This is a genomic window from Streptomyces sp. NPDC045846 (assembly GCF_056431605.1).
This window is the reverse complement of record NZ_JBWKKJ010000001.1, coordinates 406,916-426,011: the sequence shown is the minus strand read 5'-3', so window position 1 is coordinate 426,011 and position 19,096 is coordinate 406,916. Positions and strand designations below refer to the sequence as shown.

General features: G+C 70.9%; 14 protein-coding genes. 6 read left to right on the top strand and 8 right to left on the bottom strand.

The features are described 5' to 3' along the window. Positions 1–4: 4 nt before the first annotated feature. Positions 5–1,678 (bottom strand): SWIM zinc finger family protein, encoded by a 1,674-nt coding sequence (locus AC07F3_RS01935; RefSeq protein WP_479109483.1) that lies wholly within the window; start codon positions 1,676–1,678, stop codon positions 5–7. 425 nt (positions 1,679–2,103) lie between these two features. Between AC07F3_RS01935 and AC07F3_RS01930 the strand changes: the two genes are divergently transcribed. Together AC07F3_RS01930 and AC07F3_RS01925 are read left to right on the top strand one after the other, a co-directional pair. Next, positions 2,104–2,592, top strand: a complete 489-nt coding sequence (locus AC07F3_RS01930) for a hypothetical protein (protein WP_479109481.1) — start codon at positions 2,104–2,106, stop codon at positions 2,590–2,592. Positions 2,593–2,893: 301 nt separating this feature from the next. Next, the gene (locus AC07F3_RS01925) at positions 2,894–3,565 is read left to right on the top strand and encodes a DUF6585 family protein (RefSeq protein WP_479109480.1); all 672 of its coding nucleotides are present in this window, start codon (positions 2,894–2,896) and stop codon (positions 3,563–3,565) included. A gap of 132 nt (positions 3,566–3,697) precedes the next feature. On the opposite strand, the gene AC07F3_RS01920 is transcribed toward AC07F3_RS01925, so the two are convergent. From AC07F3_RS01920 to AC07F3_RS01905, 4 genes are all read right to left on the bottom strand, one after another. Beyond that, complete coding sequence (locus AC07F3_RS01920) at positions 3,698–6,715, bottom strand: hypothetical protein (protein WP_479109478.1); 3,018 nt, start codon at positions 6,713–6,715, stop codon at positions 3,698–3,700. Then, positions 6,716–8,578: an HSP90 family protein gene (locus AC07F3_RS01915; RefSeq protein WP_479109476.1), complete on the bottom strand. Its 1,863-nt coding sequence runs from the start codon at positions 8,576–8,578 to the stop codon at positions 6,716–6,718. Positions 8,579–8,949: 371 nt separating this feature from the next. Further along, a complete protein-coding gene (locus tag AC07F3_RS01910; protein WP_479109474.1) occupies positions 8,950–9,927 on the bottom strand; it encodes a hypothetical protein in 978 nt (325 codons plus the stop codon). 192 nt (positions 9,928–10,119) lie between these two features. Continuing rightward, positions 10,120–10,500 carry a hypothetical protein gene (locus AC07F3_RS01905; protein WP_479109472.1) on the bottom strand — a complete coding sequence of 127 codons (381 nt, stop codon included), beginning with the start codon at positions 10,498–10,500 and terminating at the stop codon, positions 10,120–10,122. A gap of 513 nt (positions 10,501–11,013) precedes the next feature. Here AC07F3_RS01905 and AC07F3_RS01900 point away from each other — a divergent pair. From AC07F3_RS01900 to AC07F3_RS01890, 3 genes are all read left to right on the top strand, one after another. Then, entirely contained in the window at positions 11,014–11,388 is a 375-nt protein-coding gene (locus AC07F3_RS01900; protein WP_479109470.1) for a VOC family protein, read from the top strand. A 159-nt stretch (positions 11,389–11,547) separates the two neighbouring features. After that, a complete protein-coding gene (sigJ, locus tag AC07F3_RS01895; protein ID WP_479109468.1) occupies positions 11,548–12,495 on the top strand; it encodes an RNA polymerase sigma factor SigJ in 948 nt (315 codons plus the stop codon). A gap of 113 nt (positions 12,496–12,608) precedes the next feature. Further along, complete coding sequence (locus AC07F3_RS01890; protein ID WP_479109466.1) at positions 12,609–13,811, top strand: NAD(P)/FAD-dependent oxidoreductase; 1,203 nt, start codon at positions 12,609–12,611, stop codon at positions 13,809–13,811. Positions 13,812–14,405: 594 nt separating this feature from the next. Here the strand turns inward: AC07F3_RS01890 and mycP are convergent. Continuing rightward, positions 14,406–15,566, bottom strand: a complete 1,161-nt coding sequence (gene mycP / locus AC07F3_RS01885; protein ID WP_479109464.1) for a type VII secretion-associated serine protease mycosin — start codon at positions 15,564–15,566, stop codon at positions 14,406–14,408. Positions 15,567–16,697: 1,131 nt separating this feature from the next. Here mycP and AC07F3_RS01880 point away from each other — a divergent pair. Beyond that, positions 16,698–17,168 (top strand): hypothetical protein, encoded by a 471-nt coding sequence (locus AC07F3_RS01880; protein WP_479109462.1) that lies wholly within the window; start codon positions 16,698–16,700, stop codon positions 17,166–17,168. A 46-nt stretch (positions 17,169–17,214) separates the two neighbouring features. Here AC07F3_RS01880 and AC07F3_RS01875 read toward each other — a convergent pair whose 3' ends face one another. Together AC07F3_RS01875 and AC07F3_RS01870 are read right to left on the bottom strand one after the other, a co-directional pair. Then, positions 17,215–17,733, bottom strand: coding sequence for a hypothetical protein (locus AC07F3_RS01875; protein WP_479109460.1), 519 nt, complete (start codon positions 17,731–17,733; stop codon positions 17,215–17,217). 323 nt (positions 17,734–18,056) lie between these two features. Further along, positions 18,057–18,983, bottom strand: a complete 927-nt coding sequence (locus AC07F3_RS01870) for a phosphorothioated DNA-binding restriction endonuclease (RefSeq protein ID WP_479109458.1) — start codon at positions 18,981–18,983, stop codon at positions 18,057–18,059. Between the last annotated feature and the right edge of the window lie 113 nt (positions 18,984–19,096).

The following is a 19,096-nucleotide window of genomic DNA, read 5'->3' as shown; positions in this document are numbered from 1 at the left end:
GCGCTCACAGACCGTGCTCGTCCAGCGTCTTCATCAGGTTGCGCTTGCGTTTCTGGTCGGCGCGCAGCGTGGTGAGGTAGGTGGTGAACTCCTCGTGGGTTCCCAGGTGTTGGTGGCATTCCCGGGCCGCGAGCAACAGCCGGGCCAGCTGCTGATAGGTGCGGTCCCCCGTCCGCTGCTTCAGCGGTTCGATCAGCCGCAGGTAGACCGCGAGCGCATCGGCGGGCCGTGTGTCCTTCGAGCGGTCCGCGAGGGTGAGCCACTGCCGGTCGTCGCCGCGGCCCTCGGCCGCCTGCCAGGCTGCGTCCAGGATACCGTCGTCGAGCAGGGCGTCGACCAGCACGGGGCCGCGGTAGGACCCACGCTCGGCCGCATCGGCGCGCAGAACCTCCAGCGCGGCCTCGCGTTCCGTCTTCCAGCAGCCCGCTGCCTCGGCCGCGGTGCGCAGCACCTGGTACGCGGCGAGCGAGCGGCGTGCCTGAAAGCGCTCTCGGCGGACCGCGACCACGTCGCCCGTACGGCCCGTCTGCGCGTAGCGGGCGCAGACGTAGTCGACGAGCCGATCGTCGGCGCCCTCGGACTCCCTGGCCTCCCGCAGTCCGCGCTCGGCCCAGTCGAGGGCCTCGGCCTCGCGACCCGCCGCGTCCAGCTCCATCGCGATCCTGAGGTGGGTGGTGCCGGTGGGGGAAAGGTCGGCGGCGTACACGGCGATCAGTGCGTCCACGTTTCCCTCCGCCTTGACCAGCCGCTCCATCAGGTACTTCTCCATCCACCCGTTGGGGGCGCGGCGCCGGGCCGCGGTCGCCAGCTCCCGTGCCCGGGCCAGGCCGGTCGGGCCGAGGATTTTGCGGTAGTCGACCGGGTCGATGTCCGTGACGTCGTTGAGCTCGCTGAGCAGGTGCTGGACCAGCCATTCGGCCGTCTCGACCGGGTCCGGCCTCGCCGTACCGCAGGCCTGGAGGTGGACGTCGGCGAGGTCCCGCCCGACGTCGCCGACCACTCCGTCGGAGTCGTCGATCTCCCCGTAGGTCTGGCTGAGCGTGCGGATCGCCTCCCGTGCCAGGAGCATCGCCTCGTGTGCCCGGTCGCCCGTGGCGAGCGCACGCAGCGCGTCCACCGCCGCGGCGGCCTGTTCCGCGTACGCGCCCGCGTCCTCGTACTCGACGTATCCGTAGCGGGCGAAGGGGCGCGCATCGAGCAGGGCCATGACGCGCTCGCGCACCACGGCCATGTCCGAGCGGGCGCTCGCGGCGCGCAGCTCAAGGCGGCGGCGTAGCCCCCGGTCGTGGGCGATCTGCTCACGCAGCAGGGCCAGGAGCTCGTCGTGGGACAGCGCCTTGAGCCAGGCGTCGAGACCGGCGGTCCGTTGCGCGGCGGCGGCCCGTTGGCGCGGGATCGCGCTCGCCTGCCGCAGGACCGTCAGCCCCACGGCCACGCAGTGCTTGCAGAAGTGGCCCTCCTGCCCGTAGGGGCAGTCGCACTCGCCGAGGATTCCGCCTCCCCGGTCCTCGGTGAGCTCCACCTCGTAGGCCTCGGTGCCGTGCACGGTCGCCGTGATCCAGCCATCGCCGACCTCCAGGCCGGACACCGCGTCAAGATATCCACGCCCCCGCTCGAAGGACCGCTGCCCGGCCCGCGCCAGCAGATCGTCCTCGGCGAAACCCAACTCGCTTGCCATATGTCCCATTCAAGCGGAAGAGCGACACGGGTGGGCTCCGGTTGCCCACATGGGGACGGTAGGGACTTGGCGTGCCCGAGAGAGGGCCGACACCGACTCAGGTGTCGGCGTGGAACGGACCGTCGGCACAGCCGAGTTGAGGGCCCGAGTCACCCGCGAGGGCAGGGGTTCCGTCCTGACGGGACTTGGGGAGGCAGAACGACGGTGTCCGGATCGACCCCACGGAGCATCGCCTTCCGCGTTGTGCCGGTGACAGACCGGCGCCACGCTGCCAGAGTGTGCGCTCACACAACCTTCGCGGGACCCCGGCCGGGCCCGTCCCTGTTGTTGCCCGGCGCTTGTTTCTCCCCGGCGCCGGGCTCCCGGAGCACGACTCGGCATGCCCCGTCGGCGCGGTGCCGGCCTGGGGCGGGGAGGGAAGCTCGATGGGTTCATGGCAGTGGAACGATCAGCAGAGGCCCACCAGCACGGTCGGCGTCAGGGCCACCATCGGCGCGGTCACCATGAAGGACGACCCGCAGGCCGCGCAGCGCCCGTACGTCTTCGTACGCGGCCTCGACTCGAAGCTGCACGTCAACTGGTGGGACGGCAAGGCGTGGCACTGGAGCGCGCAGGGGGCGCCGAGCGGGCGCGGCGTCATCGAGAAGGTCGGCGCGGTCACGGTTCAGGACAGTCCGAACGCGGCGCAGCGGCCGTACGCCTTCGTGATCGGCGATGACTCGAAGCTGCACGTGAACTGGTGGGACGGCGCCAAGTGGAACTGGGCGGCCCAGGGCACTCCTGGTGGCCGCGTCGTCGAACGCCCTGGTGAGGCCATCACCGTCCAGGACAACCCGAGCGCGACGCAGCGGCCCTACGCGTTCGTGATCACCGACGACTCCGGACTCTGGGTCAACTGGTGGTCCCTGCCCTAGCCCAGAGCAGTCAGGCGGGCCCCGAGCACACCGCGGGGCCCGCCGTCACTCCCTGATGGGCCCGGCCGTCGTGAGCGCACCCGCGTCCTGTCCGCGGCGGTCGGCTGGGGGCACGTCTGTGAGGTTCGGAATCCCCGCATGAGCAGGCCTGATGATGCGTCAAGTCAGCTGTGGCCGCTGTGCACAGACGCGTCTTCCGCTCGCGGCCGAGGTTCCCCGACGTGCCGAGCGTTGGCATGATCGGTACGGGGCCGATGACCCATCCGCCCCACGGAACCAGATGTCCCACGCGGGGGAAGTCATGGACGAATGGATACCCTCACCCGACGACCGGGTGAGTGCGCTGGCCGAGTACAAGCAGCTCGGCCGCTGGCGGACCGGGGCGGCGAACATCGAGGGCCGCTTCCGCAAGCAGTGGGGCGAGTCACGGCTGCATCTGTACGAGAACGGGGTGGTCGTCACCGCTCCTGGGGGTTCGGAGTGGGTGTACCACTGGGAGTCGACGTCGGTCCTTCAGTATCTGGCCACGGTCGACGGCAAGTTGAGGGACGCCTCGTACACGCTGATCGGCCCGGACGGTGCCGCGCTGACGGTCGGGCGCGGCCTGCCGGGGATGCTGCCCCAGCAACTGGTCGAGTACGGCGGCACGTCCCACACCCGTGGCCCGGCGGTCGTGTACGAGCGCGCCTGGGGTCCGGAGATCCAGAAGGGCGTGGCGAACGCTCAGTGGCCGTTGATGACCGCACGGCTCCGCAGGAACGAAACGCTGACGTTCGGACGGGTCGCCCTCGACCGTGACGGCGTGACGGACGGGCGTGAGACCGTGAGCTGGTCGGCGATCGACAAGGTCCGCACCTCGGACGGCAGGGTGCACTTCGACGACGCCCACGGCCGCGGCGTGCTCCTGCTCAGCACCTCGAAGATCCTCAATCTCCATCTGTTTCTCGCCCTCGTGGACCGGTTGCAGGCCTGAACTCCCGGGCGCGGCAAGGCTTTACCGTCCCCCGGTACGCGCCGGGCCCTTCGTACGCTCCCAGCACTCCACGGAGCGGCCCGGCCCCCGCACGCTCCCGCGTGCAGAGGCCGGGTCGGAGTGCGCGGCCCGCTACCGCTTCTCGTAGTCCTGTCGCAGCGCGTCGAGAATCTGGGCGGCCTCCGCGAGGCCCGCCGTGCGGGCTCGCTCCGCTGCCGCCGCGAGACGGGCGATGGCCTCCTTGAACCGGCCGAGTCCATTGCCTTCGACCAGGGCGGCGATCCGGGTGGCTTCGGCGCGTTCCACCTCGCCGTGCTCCCCGCCCTGGTCATAGGCGGCGATGGCGGCCTCCGCCTCGGCCAGGGCCTTCGGGAAGGCCTCGGCCTGTGCCAGGACACGGGCACGGCGGTAGTGCACGGCGCCCGTCTCGTACCAGGGGACGAAGCCTTCGGTGCCGTCCGGCACGGCGGCGCGGACCGCGTCGGCCCGGGTGAGGTGGTCCAGTGCCGTCTCCAGGCCGTCGGCCCCGCGGGCCAGCATCACCAGGCGCGCGAACTCGCACATCATCCGCGTGACGAGGGACGGTCTGGGGGCCTCGGCGTTCGAGGCGACGGCACGCTCGTACGCCGTGCCCGCGGCGTCCCAGCGGTCGGCCATCGCCAGCGTGACGGCCGTCTCCGCGGCCACCATGGTCTGAAGCCCGGGCTCGTCCTCCCACGCCGCGATGGCGTCCGCGAGCCGCACGAACTCCTCGGCCGCGGGCAGGAACTCCTCCAGCTCCCGCAGCCCGCGCGCCAGCGTCAACCGGGTCTGGGCGGCCAGCCGTTCGTCGAGCGTGGAGGCCTCGTCGCCGTTGAGGACGGACTCCAGTACGGCGACGGCGTCGGCCTGCTGCCCCGCGCCCGCCAGGACGTCGGCGAGCTGGAGGCGGGCGTTGGCGGCCTCGTCGTGAGATCCGTCCTGGTCGAACCGGGCCGCTGCCTCCGAGAGATGGCGTACGGCACCGCTCGTGTCACCGAGGTGCGAGGCGGCGTGGCCGAGCAGCGCGTAGGTGGGAGCGAGGGCGAAGTCGCGATCGTCGTAGCGGACGGCGTCGGCGATCGCCTGGTGCAGCAGGTCCACCGCCTCGGCCTGCTCGTTGGAGGCCATCAGCAGCTGGGCGAGCAGGGCCCGCGGACGCGAACCGCGCCAGGGCCGGTCGGAGGCTTCGACGTCCTTCAGGGCCGCGCGCAGCCCGGCCACGGCACGCTCGACATCGCCGCGGCGACCGGCGATGTCGGCCGTGAACTGCCGTGCGTTCGCGATGTGGTGAGGAACCGACAGGCGCTCGGCCTCGGTGCGCAACAGGGCGGTGAACTCCTCGAACCGGGCCAAGGCCGCCTCGGAGGGCTCCGGCAGCTGCCGGGCGACCACGCCGTAGGCCGCGAAGGCGCAGGAGAACAAGACCGTGAGGTACTCCAGCACGCGCGCCGCCGCCGCGTCCTGTTCCGACGCGGCCTCTCCCGCGCCGAGCGCACCGCCGTCGAGCGGGGCCTCGGCCTTGAGGCGTTCCGCCTCGCGCAGGACTTCGGCGAGGCCCGCCCAGAGGGCGTCCTCGTCCAGCCGCGCGGTCGTCCCGTCCGCGCCCGTGCCCTCCCCCGCGGCCTCGCCTTCGGCCGGGCTGTCGCAGACGGAGGTCCAGGCGAGGCCCTGGGCGCGCGCGCAGAGCGCGTGCCAGGGCATCCCGATCCCCTCGAACAGCTCGGCCGCCCGCTTCAGTTCGGTGACGCTCTCCGCCTCCCGGTCCTCGCGCGAGAGTGCGTAGGCGCGGTGCTCGGCGAGCTCCGCGTGCAGCAGGTCCTGCGGGCCGAGCCGGTCGTCGTGCGGGGCGCCGTCCTCGGCGAGGCGTTCTGCGACGCGGGTCCACAGCCGGGTGGCTCCCGGGTGTCCCGTGGCAGCCACGCGCCGCGCCTCGCGTACGAGCGAGACGAAGTCCTCGGGCGCCTCCGGGACGGCGGCGGGCGCGGCGACGTTCGCGACGCCCGCGGCGATGGAGGGGCGGGGCAGCGACGCGCGCAGTCCGAGCGGAAGCGGCTCTTCGAGCAACGGGCTCTGTGCGAGCCGCAGTTGGCGGCGCTCCCCGATGGCGGTGGTGCCGTTGCGCTCGTCGAACGCCTTGGTGAGCCGGTCCGCCTCGGCGCGTACGTGGGTGAGGAGTTCGCCCGTCGTCCAGTTCCTTCCCGGCGGTCCTGCGACGGGGGTGCCGTCGTGGCCGTCGGCCACGAGACGGGCGAGCAGCACCTCGGTACCGGTGAGGAAGTCCAGGTGGGCCAGTGGGGCGCCGGTTGCCTCGAACAGCGGGCGGTTCTCCGCGAGTATCTCCAGGCCGCGTCCCTCATTGCGGGAGAGCGCGCAGAACTCCACGTGCAGGCCCACCTCGTCCTGCATACCCGTATTGCCCCGGACCCGCCGGTAGCCGGTGAGGTGGTGGGAGCGGGCCTCGTCGAGGCGGCCCGTGCGCAGCAGCGGGAGCAGGGCGCGCGCCTGGCTCATCTGCGGCTCCTCGGTGCAGCCCATGCCGTCGACCAGGACCGGACGCCAGGTGTCGAGCGCCCCCGTGTCGTCGCCCGCCCGCACCTGGTGCCAGGCGAAGTGCCGGGTCTCGCACGCCTCGCAGTCACTCAGCTCGGTACGGGGACGGGTGGCCCACAGGTCGTAGGCGTCGGCCACGCCGGTGCCGGTGTGGGACGCGACGTGGTAGCGCATCGCCGCCACCGGTTGCAGCCCGTGGTCGGCCGCCTCGTAGCGGGTGCGCATCTGGTCGATCCAGCCGTGGATGGTGGCCAGCGGCACCTCGGGCACCTGGAGCAGGGACGTCGTCACCCATTTGAAGCGCCAGAAGATCTGGTGGGCCTCCCACTGGCTGAACGACGCGGGAGTCGTGTCCCACAGCTTGAGCAGCCGGGCGAAGACGACGGGCGACTTGCGGTGTTCGCCGGTGAACTCGTACGCCGCCATCAGCTCGAGCAGAGCCGTGACGAGGACGTCGGGCTCCTCGAACGGCTGGGCCGCCTCGACGAGTTCCTCCGCGGTGACGGTGCGCTGCCTGCCGTGCGCACGCTCGTTGTTCGCGCGCAGCGCCTCGACCACGGCCTCGGGGGTGTCCAGCATTTACAGTTCCTTCCTGGGCTCGGAGCCGGGTGCCGCCGTGCCGGTCTGGTGCATGGCATGGGTGAGCAGGCCGATGAAGGCCCGGTTGAGGAGAGCGCTCTCACTGGCTCGCAGCGGGCGCCGGCTGAGCAGCAGGGCCTGGCCGTAGAGCGCTTCCGAGGCGGTGACGGCGAGGCCGCGCTCGGTGATCGTGAGGGCCTGGCGGACCAGCGGGTTGAGGTGGTTCAGGACGAGCTGGGCGCGCGGGGACTCCTGGCGCAGCGAACCGAGGATGTCGGCCCACAGACCGTCGCTCTCGGCCGCCAGGCCCGACCGGGTCCGCTCGTGGCGCGCCTCCCGGTTGTCGAGCAGCAGAGCGGGGGCGGTGACGGGCTGGAAGTCCCGCAGGACGACGTCGCAGTCGTGCGCGCCGATCGTGTCCCGGGCGACGGAGAGGAAGGCGGCCGCGCGCAGTTCGGCGGCCGGGTCCACGGCATCGAGGTGCGCGGTGACGGTGGCCGGGTCGAGGTCGGTGACGGCCGTACCCGGACGGATCTCGGGCAGCCGGTGCACGAGGTCGCGGTCGTAGGTGTAGCCGCCGTTGACGACGCCCAGGCCCGCGGCCGCCGCGATGGGCGCGACCTGGCGGAACTCCTCGACGCTCCCGGCGACCAGCAGGGTCGGATGCGTCCGCGCGAACTCCTCCAGCGTCACGTTGCCGTCGGTGGTCTCGAACGGCAGCCACGGCAGCACGATGCGCAGCAGCTCGTCGTCGTAGCGCGCGAGGGCCTTGACCGCGAGGTGGTGGGTGTCGATGAAGCGGTGCAGCAGGGAGGGGTCGCTGGCGGCGAGCCCGGTGACCCAGTCACGGATGCGCTCTCCCAGGGCGTCCCGCACGGCGGACAGGGTGCCGTCCTCGTACAGCGCCTCGCGGGAGGCGGTCGGCCGCAGGCTGGTGGTGTCGACCACGCAGCGTACGAAGAAGGCCCAGTCCGGGAGCAGTTCGGGCGCCTGGTCCGTGAGCAGCATGCCCTTGAGGTGCACCCGGTGCCCCGCACGCTGCGCCGGGCTCACGGCCGTGGGCAGCACATACGCGACGCCGCGCAGTCCGGCCGCCGGAAGGTCGAGTTCGATGGTGTCGAGCGGGGTGAAGTCGAACAGGGTGCGGCAGTACGCGGTCATCGCCTCGCGGCGGGCCAGCGGCGACCGGTGCGGCTGCTCCCACGGGGGTGTCTCGTTGACCTTGTTCGTCTCGCCGCGCCGTCCGACGACGGTGACCTCGTGCCGGAGCAGGCCGCCGTAGTGCCGGGCGAGAGCGACGACCTGCTCGGGGCTCGTCCACTGTGCGGTGTCGGCGCGCGGCACGAGCCGGACGGTGGTTCCGGGCTCGGGCACGGCCGAGGCGGGCAGCGTACGGATCGTGTAGCGGCCGTCGGAGTGGCCGCGCCATTCGACGGCGGGCGCCGAGGGGTCGGCGGCGGTCCGGCTGAGCACCGTGATCTCGTCCGCGACGACGAAGCAGGCGAGCAGTCCGATGCCGAACTGGCCGATGAACTCGCCCCGGGCGGCGTCGAGTCCGGCACCGTCCAGGGCTCCTTCGCCGATCCGCTTGGAGCTGCGCCCGATGGTGGCGAGGAACCGGTGGACGTCGGCCTCGGTCAGCCCGATGCCGGTGTCGGTGACGGTGAGGGTGTCCCCGGTGTGCACCGTGATGGCGCCGGGTGCGCCCGGCTCGACAGCCTGGCGGGCGGTGATGGCGTCCACGGCGTTCTGCAGCAGCTCGCGCAGGTAGACGCGGGGGCTTGAGTAGAGGTGGTGGGAGAGCAGGTCGACCAGGCCGCGCAGGTCGACCTGGAAGGTGTGAGCGGTCTCGGAGTGAGGCACCTTGGCGAAGTCTTTCGGTGAGCGCGTCCTGCACACCGTCGTGATGGCGTGGCGCGGACGCGGGGGAAGGAGAGGAGAAGGTGGGAGCGCACGGAGTGCGCCGGACCGGGTCCAGGGCGGGCGGGACGAGGCAGCGGGCGACCACGGTCCGGAGCCGGGCCGGACGAGACGCGCGTCGGCCCCCGCCGTCCGGACCCATCGCCCGAAGCCCAGAGCAAAGCCGGTCGTCCGCTCTCAACCGCCTGTCGCAGCAACGCAGTTGACAGCACGGAGCGGCGGAACGACCACGGAACGCGGACTCGGACCGGGGCGCGGCAAGGACGAGTCACGCCCCGGTCCGCACCACACAGTGTCGCCTCGGCGCCCTTGGTTCAGCGCTGGACCGCCGAGCGCCACTTCCGGTATGCCGCAGCGGGAGCGAGACCGTTGAGGTACTGCCAGGGGGACTTGGTGACCCGTCCCTCGGTGGCGTCGAAGCACTCTCTCGCACCGCCGTGATCGCCGGCCAGCGAGAGCGCCATGGCGAAGGTGTTGAGGACCTGGAGCCATTCTCCGGACCGGACGAAGTCCGGGTGCCTGAACGAGTGGTCGGCGGCCTCCCGCAACGAGGACACCACCGCGGGCTGACGCATGTACGCGGCGCCCGCCCCCCGGTCGAGGGAGAGCCACTGCTCGATGTGCGCCGTCGCGACGAGTTGGCCCAGCAGGGTGCCCCCGGGCGCGCCGAGAGCGGACTCACGCGCGAAGGCGTGCATCGCATCGTGCGAGCCGCTCCACTTCTCGCAGACCTGCTGCAAGTGCTGCTGATGGGCGCCCAGATGGAACCGGTCACGCCGTACGGCGGCCTCGAACCGGCGCCGCGCGGTGGCCTGGCCCACCTCAAGACCCCGTCCGGTCTTCTGCAGTCCGAGCCAGGGCGAGGTCCACGACGGCTCGCGCTCGGCCACCTCGTACAAATGCTGCTCGGCTGTGCGCAGCCGGGCGTGGAACACCTTGAACTGCTCACGGGAGACGTGCGAGGCCTGCAACGCCGTCCTGGCCTCCCACCCCCAGCTGATGTGGCGGAACCCCGCCACGAGCCGGGGCAGCGCGGCCTCCGGTTCGGCTTCGATGACCCCGTCGATCCAGTTCTCCACCCCGTCGGCGTCTCCGGCGGCCTGGACCAGCTCGGTCCGGTCCTCGCTCTCGGGCCGCGCTTCGAGCAGGCCCCGCAGCGTGTCCCAGTCCCCGGACGCCGCGGCCTTGCGCACCAGCGCGACGTCCGGATCCCCCGAATCCTTCTGTACCCGCGGTACGAACCGACCGGCCCGTCTCCCCAGCGTGAGCCCCCATCCACGGAGCACCGCCATGTCCCCACCCCTTGTTGTGTTCAAACGGGGAGGTTCATGCTCACTCCCCCGTGAAGGTAGTGACTATCACGCGTGACTGACATCCGCACACCGATTCCCCTCCGCGCCCCGTGGCCTCCGGCCTGCCGCGGGCGACGCTGAGGGTGTCCGTGCTTGTCGGCCATGCCGGCAGGGGCAGCTCTGGGATCGCGGTCAGCAGAAGCAGAGCGGGACGTCCTTGACCAGGCAGTACTTCATTACGTCAATCAACTGTCGGGTGTCATCGATGCGTCGCTGGAGAACGGAATCGGGGGCGGCGGGCGACCGCTCCTCGATGATCGCCTTCAGCCTGGGCAGCACGGCCGCGCACTGAGCCGGTGTGAGCTCGCCGTCGTCGTCGGGATGGTCAAGTAGTGGTGCCAGCGTGGTCGTGACGTCGCTCCATGGACGCGTTCCTCCGAAACGGACCATCTCGCGGAGAGTGAATCCCTCGGCTTGGGCCAGCCACTCCCTGAACAGGTTGAACCCGAAGTACGACCACGAGACGTCCGGGCCGGTCACCTCGTCATCCGCGGGGCAGAGCATGAGTCCCATCCGGTCCGTACTCCTTTGTCCGCTCGGCGCCCATCATCAGTTGCGGCGGTGAACTTCGGCAACTGGAATGAGCGGCGACACGGTCAGCGCGAGTCTCGCCCACCACACCGAGGTCGTTTCATGGTGCGGCGGAGTCATGAGGCGCCTACCGCAGCCCGATCTGCTTGCTCAGCCGTGTCGGAGGGCCGGGCCACGGGGTATGCCAGCGGGCCCGATACATACTGCGCCCCCGACGCCTCCGTCCGTCCATGGACCACAGGCAACAACCACGAGCCGCGTGACGGGCCGACAAGCGCCTGCCATCACCCTGTGGTCGTGGTCAAGGGGATCCAGTAGAGTCCACGACGTGAACACCGGACCGGCCTTGCGCCACACACGGATTGGCCACCCGGTGGAAGGCTGATCGCACAGCGGGTGCATACGTGGCACCCCATCGGTTCGGCACGCGGACCTCCCAGGGCTTCTGCCCTACGAGTCCCATATTTCGTGCCGAACGACAGCGAGGTCGACCCCATGCCAGCCACCTTCAACCACACCATCATCGCCGCCAAGAACCGCGGCGAATCGGCTCAGTTCTACCGAGAGCTCATGGAGCTTTCGCAGGCTCCCTCCTGGGGCCCCTTCACCAACATCCAGTTCGCCGACGGCGTGCTCCTTCAGTTCGCCGAGCCGCCGGTGGAGATCCAGATGCAGCACTACGCGTTCCTTCTTGACGACGAGCTGTTCGACCGGGCGTACCAGCGGCTGTGCGAGCGCGGCATCGAGCACTGGGCCGATCCGCAGATGCGGCGCTCGGGCGAGATCAACACCGAGCACGGCGGTCGAGGGGTGTACTTCAAGGACCCCGCCGGTCACGCGATCGAGCTGATCACCCGCCCGTATCTGTAGCCGAGGCAGCGCCTGGTCGGGCAGCCCACGCGTGGCGCCCGACCAGGCGGCCGATCGACGAACTCGCCCATCTGCGGCACCGGTCCGGGCACCGCACCGCTCTCCGGCACGCGACACCTCTCCTACCGCACCACCCGGGCGGCGCCTAGGATCGCGGGCATGGCGCTGATCATGAGTGACGTGGACCGGTTCGAGGCCGCCAGGCCCCGGCTGGAGGCCATCGCCTACCGGCTGCTCGGCTCGGCGAGCGAGGCGGAGGACGCCGTGCAGGAGACGTTCCTGCGCTGGCAGGCGGCCGACGTCGAGCGGATCGAGGTACCCGAGGCCTGGCTCACCAAGGTCCTCACCAACTACTGCCTCAACCAGCTGAGTTCGGCGCGCGTCCGACGCGAGACGTACGTGGGACGCTGGCTCCCCGAGCCGCTGCTCGCAGGGGACCCGATGCTGGGCCCGGCCGACACCGTCGAGCAGCGCGAGTCAGTGTCGTACGCCGTCCTCGTCCTGCTGGAGCGACTGTCGCCCAACGAGCGGGGGGTCTACGTGCTGCGGGAGGCGTTCGACTACCCGCACCGCGAGATCGCCGCGATCCTGGACATCACCGAGGCGGCCAGCCAGCAGATCTACCACCGGGCCAAGAAGCACGTGGCGGACGGCAAGGCCCGCACCGACATCGACGAGGGTGCCGCCCGGCGCATCGTCGAGGAATTCCTGACGGCGGCGACCAGCGGGCGCACCGAGCCCCTCGTGCGCCTGCTCATCCAGGAGGCCGTCGCGGTCGGCGACGGTGGCGGCAAGGTCCCGGCCCGCGCGAAGGCGTTCGAGGGGGCGCTCGCGGTCGCGACGTTCCTGCGGGGCATGTTCAAGCCCGGCGACGCCAAGCGGGCCCACATCGGCGGCGCGCCCGACATCTACGCCACGACGGCCAACGGCGAGCCCGCCATCGTCGCGACCGTCGACGGCAGGGTGGTCGGGGTCATCTGCCTGGAGGTCACCGGGGAGGGCATCGCGGCGGTGCGCAGCCAGGTCAACCCCGACAAGCTCACCCGGGCGAACGAGCGATGGGCCGCCGGGGACCACGGGGAGGAGGCCCCGCTCCACACCCTCTGAGCACGAGTGACGCGGGTCACAGTCTGATCCTGTCAGGAAACGAGGGGCTGTCCGGTTCAAGGGGCGAAACCACGCCGGACAGCGGCGGAACCCGTCCAGACAGGAGTACGGACATGCAGCACCGCATCGTCGTCCTCGGAGCCGGCTACACCGGTGCCATCGCCGCCGGCCGTCTCGCCAAGCGGCTGCACCGCGAGGACGTCGCCATCACCCTCGTCAACCCCGAACCCGACTTCGTGGAGCGCGTCCGGCTGCACCAGCTCGCGACCGGTCAGGATCTCAAGCCCCGGCCGTTCAGCGAGATGTTCGCGGGCACGGGTGTGAAGCTGAAGCTCGCGAAGGTCACCGGCGTGGACGTGGACCGCAAGAGGGTAGCGATCGAAGCGGCGGACACCCTCGGCCGCGAAGAGCTGGCCTACGACACCCTGGTCTACGCCCTCGGCAGCGGCTGGAACGACGGAGGCGTCCCCGGCGCCGCCGAGCACGCCCACGAAATCTCCGGCCGCCCGGGCGCCCTGCGCCTGCGCGAGCGCCTCGCCGCCCTGGAGTCCGGCCGGCCGGTGCTGGTGGTCGGCGGTGGCCTGACCGGCCTGGAGGCGGCGACGGAGATCGCCGAGGCCCGCCCGGATCTCGACGTCTCTCTGGCCGCCCGCGGCGTACTGGGCGACTGGCTCTCGGCGAAGGGCCGCGCCCACGTTCGCACGGTGGTGGCCAGGCTCGGCATCACGGTCCACGAACACGCGGCGGTCGACGCCGTGAAGGCGGACCGCGTCATGACCGCCGACGGTCGGACGATCCCCGCCGAGGTGACCGTCTGGACGACCGGGTTCGCGGTCCACCCGATCGCCGGGGCCACCACGCTGGAGCTCACCGACGGCGGCCAGATCGTGGTCGACGCGACGATGCGCTCGGTCTCCCACCCGGATGTGTACGCCGTGGGCGACGCGGCGATGGCGATGGGCCCCGAGGACAAGCCGCTGCGGATGTCGTGCGCCTCGGGCGTCCCCACGGCGTGGCAGGCCGCCGACGCCATCGCGGCGCGCCTGACCGGCACCAAGGTCCCCGACGTCTCCATCCGCTACTTCCAGCAGTGTGTCTCGCTCGGCCGCAAGGAGGGCCTGATCCAGTTCGTCACCGCCGACGACCGAGCACTCGACCGCGCCTTGACGGGCCGCGTGGCAGCCATCTACAAGGAGCTGATCTGCAAGGGCGCGGCCTGGGGCGTCGCCAACCCGACGACGGGCATGCCGACAAGGCGCCGCCGGGTCGCACGCCGGGAGACCGAGAGTCGCGTACGAGCGGAGGCATCGGCCTGACGTTCACCGGCCCGAACTGCCGGTTCGGCGCGGCCCCGTGCGCCCCGTCCCGGATTCCACGGGTGGCATTGCCCTACCGCTTCGCTCCGGCTGGGAGCCGGTGGGGCAGCGGATGCGTTGGCGCGGTTCGGCGGACGGGACGGGACAGGGCACCATGATGACGGCGGCCGCGCCAAGAGCATTCCGCCATGGCCCGGGGGCTCGATGCAGAGCTACGACTCGATCTGCCCGGTCAGCCGTCTCCGGAGTACTCGGCTTCGTCCTCGCTGCCATTGCTCTCACAGAGCAGGGCGGCGAGGTCTGCGGGCAACGCATGAGCGAGGGCCGTCGCACACCGAATCAATGACGATTCGCGCGCGGGGGCTGGAAAACGGTGGTGCCTGGCAGGGCGGCCACAGCTTCGGTCCACATGGTTGACTCCACCTCCACGAGCCCTGGCCCGCGATCGAGGCCGCCTCCCACTACGTGGGCTGGGATGCGGCCCAGGCCAGAGCAGCGCGCCGGTCATCGAGCGAAGAGTACGGCCCGGTCCGCGGCCGCCCCGCGCCAGCCTCGGGCCAATGCCGGGCAGTCGTCAGTCACTCACGCGTGAGCTCAGGCGGCCGCCGCCCGACGGCGACGCGCGCGAAGCGCCCAGAGACCGAAGAGCGCGCCTGTGACCGCCAGGGCTGCAACCCCGAGGGGCACTGCGTAAGTTGAAGCAGCTTTGCTTTCGCTGGCCTCTACCGCGGGAGGCGCGGTGTGCCCAGCGGGCTTGCCGCTGGAGTCCGGCGCGGGGCGTGTGGCGGACGCGGTGAGGTCGGGCAGGGGATATACGTCGGCGGGGCCGGGGTCACCGGGGTTTTCCAGGGCGACGCGGGGTCGCACGATCCCGTACCCGATCGAATCGTTCCGCTTGGATCCGTCTGTGGGGCCGCCAATCGTGTTGAGCATGACGCGCAGTACCTGATTGTTGGTCCAGTCGGGGTGCTTCGACCAGATCAGAGCGGCGGAGGCGGAGGCCAGGGCGGTGGCGTCGCTGGTGCCATGCGTTCTACACAGGTTTGTCTCGCTCTTGCAGGCGTGCACCATGTCGTCGCCGGGCGCGGCCAGATCAACCTGGGGGCCGTATTCAGACTCGGCCGTCCTGTGCAGATCCCGGCCCACCGCCGCCACGCCGACCACACCCGGTGTGGCGGCCGGATACTCGACCTCGTTGTTCACCATGCCGTGGTTTCCCACCGCCGCGAAGACCAACGAGCCTTTTTCCAGGGCGTATTTCACTGCCGCCGTCAGCTCCGGTGATCCTTCGGTCCTTCCTGCTCCCATGGAAATGTTGATGATTTTCGCGTTCTGGTCGGCTGCGTAGCGAATCGCCTGGGGAGCAATTGTGTTGAACTTCTTATCCCCTTCAGCCTGGTTGGCGGCTGCAGTCGCGTTGGGCATGCGGACCGGGAGAATCCTTGCTCCTGGGGCAAGGCCGAAAGCGCCGCTTCCACCGGCATCACCCGCTCCAACGATGAGCCCGGCCATGCCGGTGCCGTGCCCCTCGTAGTCGTCGTGTGCGCCGCCCGGCTGCATCTCTGCGAAGTCCTTGCCCGGTAGGACCTTTCCTGAGAGATCAGGATGGTGCGAGTCGACGCCTGTGTCGATCACGGCGACGGTGATGCCTTTGCCTGTGCTGGTCCGCCACATCTCGTCGGCCTTCATTGCATCGAGAAACCACTGCTTCTCACGGGTTGACTCCGCTCGGGCCGGTACGGCCACGGCACCCACCAGCAACAGGCTGCACAACGCCGACACCGCAGCGGGCCCGCGCCTGCATCGAACAGTGCTCCTTGGCATGGGACTCCCTCGCGCCTTTCCTGAACGCATCAGTCGATGACCGGCGGCACAGCGCGCCGGGTGCCCTGTCGCCACATCTCCTCGTCCTCAGTGAGGTAGCCGGGTCTTCCATTCAGCCCCTGCTCTGAGCGTGGCTTTTGTGAGTCCCGGGGCGCCCTGCCGCCACGGGCACCTCTCGGAGCCGCACCAACCGGCTTCCCACCCACGACGCCTCCTCGCTCGGCACCGGCACCGGCACCTGCGGACGAGGAAGAGGGTGCGCCCGCACGCCCCGCCTGCTGCGCCCTCCCACCGCTCACCCCGTTGCTCGCGGACGGCAAACGGCGGCCGGAAACTGCACCTGGCTTGCCCGACGTCGCTCCCATCGGGCCCGAACCCGCTGGCGGACGGCCCGCCATCTGCCCGGTGGGACTTGCTGCCGTGTCAGGCGCTGCGGCTCCGTGTCCTCCTGCATCCCCTGCACCCACGACGGTTCCCCGGGCGATGCTGCCACTCGGCCGTCCAAGGGGTCCCGACACGGGGCGGCCGCCGGTGATACCGGGGCCGCTGTCCGGCATGCGAACGGGACCGCGCCCAGACGCAGGCTGTCCAGACCGCACCAGAGCAGTCTCTCCGGCCGCAGGCCGCCCCGGGGACGCTGGGCCAGAAGGCACACTCAGTCCTCCACCGAAAACCGGCGGCGGCATCCGTACTGTCGACAACTCGCCTCCCCTGGAGGCGTCCTGGCTCGGCACATTCCCGACAGAGCTCGGTGACGGTGCCGCCTGTGGCAAAGAGGACACCGAGGCGACATCCAACTTCACGGGCGGTTGAGTGTCCCCCGACGCAGGGTGCAGAGGTGAGGCAAGATCCGAATGCGGCATCGTGCCGCGGCCATCGGAAGCGAAGGCCTGAGCTTGTTGCGCCGGGCGCCCCGGGGCAGTTTGGCCAGGCGAGGAGATACCCCCAGCCATACCGCCGCCGGACGGCTCGGTTGTGCCACTGCCGGACCAATCACCTGCCCCTGGAGCCATCGCCGCCGGCGGCGGCGGAAACCGAGGCCGCTCCAAGCCATTCATCTGCGTGGCCGACTGCTCGTACGCCTGCCCCAGCTTCCGCATCTGCGCGACGGCCTCCTGCCGCACCTTCTCCCTGTCCGCCGCCAACGCGGCCAGCTCACCGGCGGACTTACGGCTCACCCCCGCCGCGTCCGGGTCGTTGCGGGCCGCCCGCGCCGCGTCCAGGTTCGCCTGTGCACCCGCCTTGTCGCGTGGGATGGCGGCCTGCGCCGAGGCGATCGCGTCGGAGGCGTGGCCCAGCCACGTGGCCGACCCCTCGCTGAAGTCACCGAGCCGCAGCGTGGCGTTGGCCAGGTCCGCGCTCCAGGTACGGAAGGCGTCCGCGCCCGCGCCCTTCCACTCCACCCACTGGGGACGGACCTTCAGCTCGTCCGCGATCTTCCGGATCTCCTTGGCCGCTTCCGCGAGCCGGTCGGCGGCTCCCTGCACGGTGCCGCTGTTCGCGTGGTCCAGCCAGGCGAGCATGGCCTCGTGACTCATGCCCTCGAACGGCGTGCCGCCGCCGTTCCCCCTGCCCCCCATCAGATCGTCCCTCCGGCATCGCCGCCCGACGAGGACCGGCCCGGCTCGGCCTGCCGGCTCGTACCGCTGCCCGGACCGGTCTCCGGCTCGGCCCGCCCCGGCTCGTACTCGCCCCCGTAATGCTTCTTGGTCTCCACACTGATCGCCGCCATCCGCGCGCGGACCTCGGCGTCGATGTTCTGGTAACCCTTGTGGGAAGCCAGGACAGCGATGCCCATGCCCTCGATGGAATCCGACAGCAGCGAGGACAGGCTCTCCAACTCGGCGATCACCGTCTCGTACGAGGTGAACAGGCCCGATGCCTCGGCGAACGCGCCTCCTCCACCCCCGAACTGGTCCCGCGCAAGCCGCTCTTGGCCGACCTCACCCGGGCCGGCCGGAGAACCCTTGAGGTTCCGGATCAGCTCATCGACACGCTGCTGGAACTTGGTGAACGACGTCAGCTCGGTGACCACGTCACCCGCGGCCGCCTGCGCCGCAGCGAGCGCGCTGAACGGCCAAGACGGCGCCTCCGACACCGCCCCACCCCCGTCTGGTGGCAAATCACCCTCCCCGTACAGCCAAAGCCTCACCTGCAACTCTAGCCATCGGTAGTGACAGTTCGCAGTCGCGTCATCGCAATGAGCGATCAGAACGGGCCAGCCTTGACCGGGACCACCAGCCGGACCTCGGCGCGCGGCATGCCTTCGCCCGCCCGCGTAACCGTCCGCGAGCAGCTGGCTTCGATCAATATTTCAATTCACCACTCGCCCATCAGGCTGCTCTCTCCCCCAGCCGCCCCTGATCCGGACCCTGTAGGTGAAGGCGCATACGACCGTGGGCACCCCGCTGCCCCTCGGGGTTACGAGGTCAGCTGGGCGGGCCGCTTGAAGACCTGTCGGCCGTGCCAGATGACGAAGTCCGGGTCCAGGGACGGGCGTCCGGGGCGCGGGGAGGCCAGGGGACGGTTGTGGAGGGCGTCTATGGCTTGCCCGGCGGGGCTGCGGGCTACGTACTGCTGCGACACCTGGATACTCAGGCTGGTGGTGAGGCCGAGCACGCCAAGGTCGAAGAGGGTGTGGTGCAGGGCGCACAGGGCCAGCCCGTTGTGCACCTCGTCCGGGCCGTCCTGACTGTGCCAGCGGACGTGGGCCGCTTCGATTCCGACGGGGTTACGTCCGAGCGCGCCGTCGAAGCCGCACATCGCACACGCGAAGGCGTACGCGTGCAGCACCTCCTCGGCGAACCCCGCGCGACGCGCTGCTCGCTTCTTCTGGGCCGTCGGTGCGTGGGCGGCTTCTTCGGTCGCGATCAGGTCGAGGCCGACCTCCGCGCAAATGGGGCCTTCCAGCGCAGGGGTGAAGTGCTGGTCCAGAAGGAGCCGGGCCGCGGCCGCCAGCGTCGCCGGGTCGGTCAAGAGCTGCTCAATACGGGGATGCAGGCGGCCGTGAGCACCGAGTCTGCGCAGCAGACTGCCGCGCTCCTGGGTGTCGGGGGCAAGGGGCTCGCCGTCCCCGTCCCGCACGTCCCAGAGGTCCCGCTCAAGATGGACGAACGGCATGGCGGCCCGCTCCCGCGCCCGCCTGGGGTCGATCATCGTCGGCCCGAAGTCGTTGATCAGACGGCTGACTGGGGCCTCGGTTTCCTCGTACGAGACCACGGAGCTGCCCGTCGCCGAGAACCGGCCGAGCAGCCACAGCAGAAGCAGCGGCTTGTGTGGCGCACGGCGACTGCCGATCTGCGCTCGGCGCACCGAAGCCAGCAGGCCCATCAGCTCCTCAACCGTCATGCCGCCAACTCTGGCATGAACGCCACACCTCAGATCCCCCGGGCATCCGGCACGCTCAGCGTCTGCAACGGCACGGCATCAGACGGATCCCGCTTCGCACCAATGCCGTCCCA

Bases quoted from the DNA above. Each gene is read 5' to 3' on its own strand.
- AC07F3_RS01910 (WP_479109474.1), bottom strand. From the start codon at position 9,927: ATGGCGGTGCTCCGTGGATGGGGGCTCACGCTGGGGAGACGGGCCGGT.
- AC07F3_RS01930 (WP_479109481.1), top strand. From the start codon at position 2,104: ATGGGTTCATGGCAGTGGAACGATCAGCAGAGGCCCACCAGCACGGTC.
- AC07F3_RS01935 (WP_479109483.1), bottom strand. From the start codon at position 1,678: ATGGCAAGCGAGTTGGGTTTCGCCGAGGACGATCTGCTGGCGCGGGCC.
- AC07F3_RS01870 (WP_479109458.1), bottom strand. From the start codon at position 18,983: ATGACGGTTGAGGAGCTGATGGGCCTGCTGGCTTCGGTGCGCCGAGCG.
- sigJ (WP_479109468.1), top strand. From the start codon at position 11,548: ATGGCGCTGATCATGAGTGACGTGGACCGGTTCGAGGCCGCCAGGCCC.
- AC07F3_RS01920 (WP_479109478.1), bottom strand. From the start codon at position 6,715: ATGCTGGACACCCCCGAGGCCGTGGTCGAGGCGCTGCGCGCGAACAAC.
- AC07F3_RS01900 (WP_479109470.1), top strand. From the start codon at position 11,014: ATGCCAGCCACCTTCAACCACACCATCATCGCCGCCAAGAACCGCGGC.
- AC07F3_RS01905 (WP_479109472.1), bottom strand. From the start codon at position 10,500: ATGGGACTCATGCTCTGCCCCGCGGATGACGAGGTGACCGGCCCGGAC.
- AC07F3_RS01890 (WP_479109466.1), top strand. From the start codon at position 12,609: ATGCAGCACCGCATCGTCGTCCTCGGAGCCGGCTACACCGGTGCCATC.
- AC07F3_RS01925 (WP_479109480.1), top strand. From the start codon at position 2,894: ATGGACGAATGGATACCCTCACCCGACGACCGGGTGAGTGCGCTGGCC.